Here is a 3,460-nt window from a genome sequence, read left to right as displayed (position 1 = left end):
CAAAAAAGCCCTCAAGACATAAAATCCTGAGGGCTTCGTTGAAAAAAGGCGGCTACCTACTCTCCCGCATTGCATTGCAGTACCATCGGCGCAAGCGGGCTTAACTTCTCTGTTCGGAATGGGAAGAGGTGGGACCCCGCCGCAATAACCACCTGATATCTCTTCGCCGGCCGCATGACAAGCAAGGAACTCGCCACAAAAGCGACAACCCGAGTCATGACCACCCGCGTATGGGTGACGTATTCACACAAGCTGAAACCGTGGCTAACAAAGCCACAACTGAAAACATGAGCCCCAGTAGCCTTTAATCCACACACGCAAGACACGGCATGGTCTAGGCCAAGAAAGCGTTCGGGCAATTAGTAGCGCTCGGCTTTGACATCGCTGTCTTTACACCTGCGCCCTATCAACGTCGTCGTCTGCGACGACCCTCTATGGAGTTCTCATCTTGCGGAAGGCTTCGCGCTTAGATGCTTTCAGCGCTTATCCATACCAGACTCAGATACCCGGCGGTGCGCCTGGCGGCACAACCGGCAAACCGGAGGTCTGTCCATCACGGTCCTCTCGTACTAGTGACGGCACCACGCAAAACTCCTGCGCCCACGATAGATAGAGACCGAACTGTCTCACGACGTTCTGAACCCAGCTCGCGTGCCACTTTAATGGGCGAACAGCCCAACCCTTGGGACCTTCTCCAGCCCCAGGATGTGACGAGCCGACATCGAGGTGCCAAACCACCCCGTCGATATGAGCTCTTGGGGGGGATCAGCCTGTTATCCCCGGAGTACCTTTTATCCTTTGAGCGATGCAGTTTCCATACACTTGCACCGGATCACTATGCCCCAGTTTCCTGCCTGCTCGGCATGTCTGCCTCCCAGTCAAGCGCCCTTATGCCATTGCACTCTATAAGGCCGGTTACCAATCGGCCGGAGGGCACCTTTGGAAGCCTCCGTTACGCTTTTGGAGGCGACCACCCCAGTCAAACTACCCACCAAGCAGTGTCCGCGCAATTAGCGCGTTAGACCTCAGACAGCCAAAGGGCCGTATTTCAAGGATGGCTCAACGACCGCTGGCGCGACCGCGTCGATGCCTCCGGCCTATCCTACACATCGGATGACCAAGGTCAATGCTAAGCTATAGTAAAGGTTCACGGGGTCTTTTCGTCCCATCGCGGGTAATCGGCATCTTCACCGATACTACAATTTCACTGAGATCATGGTCGAGACAGCGTCCGGATCATTACACCATTCGTGCAGGTCGGAACTTACCCGACAAGGAATTTCGCTACCTTAGGACCGTTATAGTTACGGCCGCCGTTTACCGGGGCTTCAATTCAAGGCGGCACCCTAAAGGGATGACCTCTCCTCTTAACCTTCCGGCACCGGGCAGGTGTCAGGCTGTATACATCCACTTTCGTGTTAGCACAGCCCTGTGTTTTTGTTAAACAGTTGCCTGGACCTATTCTCTGCGCCTCGTAAAATCACGAGGACCCTTTATCCCGAAGTTACAGGGTCAGTTTGCCTAGTTCCTTAACCATGAATCTCTCAACGCCTTAGTATGTTCTACCCGTCTACCTGTGTCGGTTTGCGGTACGGGTTCCCTATGGATATGCTTAGCGGGTTTTCTTGGGAGTATGATTACCGGCGCTATTGGATCGCCCCGAAGGGAAATCCATACTGTCAAGGTCGACTCCATGGGTGGATTTGCCTGCCCATGTCAACGCCTACACTCTTCAACGGGGACTTCCGTCGCCCCGCGGCCGTGTCACTGCTCCGTCACCACATCGCTCCAAAGGGAAGTAACGGAATATTAACCGTTTAGGCCATCGCCCTCGCCAGTAGGCTGAGGCTTAGGACCCGACTGACCCCGGGATGACTGGCATTGCCCGGGAAACCTTGGACTTACGGCGGGAGGGGTTCTCGCCCTCCTTGTCGTTACTTATACCTACATTTGCGTTTCCATAAGCTCCAGCGGGGGTCAACCCCCGCATTCGACGCCGATGGAATGCTCCCCTACCGATACTTTTATGATTTGCTATCCCGCGCCTTCGGTATCTGCCTTATACCCGATTATTATCCATGCCCGGACCCTCGACCAGTGAGCTGTTACGCACTCTTTGAATGAATGGCTGCTTCCAAGCCAACATCCTGGCTGTCACGGGGACCAGACTTCGTTAGACTAACTCAGGCAGAATTCCGGGACCTTAGACGACGGTCTGGATTCTTCTCCTCTCGGGGACGGACCTTAGCACCCGCCCCCTTACTGCGCAACTGCGGCGCGTGAGCATTCGGAGTTCGTCAGGTCTTGACAGGCGGTGAAGCCCTCTCGACCTATCGGTCGCTCTACCTCTCACGCGGATCGTCGCACGCGGCACCTAAATGCCTTTCGGGGAGTACGAGCTATCTCCAAGTTTGATTGGCCTTTCACTCCTACACACACCTCATCCAGAAGCTTTTCAACGCTTATTGGTGCGGTCCTCCATCCCGTGTTACCGGGACTTCAACCTGGACATGTGTAGATCACTTGGTTTCGCGTCTACCCCCACCGACTGTATTTCGCCCTGTTCAGGCTCGCTTTCACTGCGGATGCGTCTCTCATGAGACTTAGCCTCGCCGGTGATGGTAACTCGTAGGTTCATTATGCAAAAGGCACGCCGTCACGTGTAAACACACGCTCCGACCGCTTGTAGGCGCATGGTTTCAGGAACTATTTCACTCTTCTTGTAGAAGTGCTTTTCACCTTTCCCTCACGGTACTGGTACACTATCGGTCTCACTCGAGTATTTAGCCTTGCCGGATGGTCCCGGCGGATTCGCGCAGAATTCCTCGTGCTCCGCGTTACTCAGGATACCGCTATGCCTTTAATCTCTTCGTGTAAGGGGCTTTCACCCGCTATGGCCCGGCTTTCCAGCCGGTTCCACTCAAAATTAAAGTGCAACGACGCGGTCCTACTACCCCGACCGGGCCTGAGACCCGGACGGTTTGGGCTGTTCCCCGGTCGCTCGCCACTACTGGGGGAATCATTAATTTATTTTCTTTTCCTGGAGGTACTAAGATGTTTCAGTTCCCTCCGTTGGCCTCCACCATTAAAAGTGGATGAATGTCGTCAAGACATACGGGTTGTCCCATTCGGAAACCCGCGGATCAATGGTTATTTGCACCTACCCGCGGATTATCGCAGCTTATCGCGTCCTTCATCGCCTGAGTGAGCCAAGGCATCCGCCATGCGCCCTTAGTTACTTTCTTATTGATTGGCCATCCTGATCTTGATGAATGCCTAAAGGTTATAAAACGAAATAGGCAAGATAAGGGACGGCCGCCCATACTTTCAGCTGTGTTGTTTTAAACCGTGGAATAAACCACGGTCTGTTGAGATTTGTTCTCTTTACAGTTTCGCTTGTGTCAATATGTCAAAGATCGATGCGGCAATAATATAACCAAGAATAGTAAACTTGGAAAAA

2 rRNA genes are annotated in these 3,460 nt (G+C 53.5%); both read right to left on the bottom strand.

The window, feature by feature from the left end:
- Nucleotides 1-43 precede the first annotated feature (43 nt).
- Nucleotides 44-156: ribosomal RNA gene (rrf, locus tag HMPREF1640_RS12125) — 5S ribosomal RNA — on the bottom strand.
- A 183-nt stretch (nt 157-339) separates the two neighbouring features.
- Nucleotides 340-3,245, bottom strand: a 23S ribosomal RNA gene (locus HMPREF1640_RS12120).
- Nucleotides 3,246-3,460: the final 215 nt, after the last annotated feature.

Source organism: Prevotella sp. S7-1-8 (assembly GCF_000758925.1).
GTDB lineage: Bacteria > Bacteroidota > Bacteroidia > Bacteroidales > Bacteroidaceae > Prevotella.
This window is presented reverse-complemented; position numbering and strand designations above follow the sequence as displayed.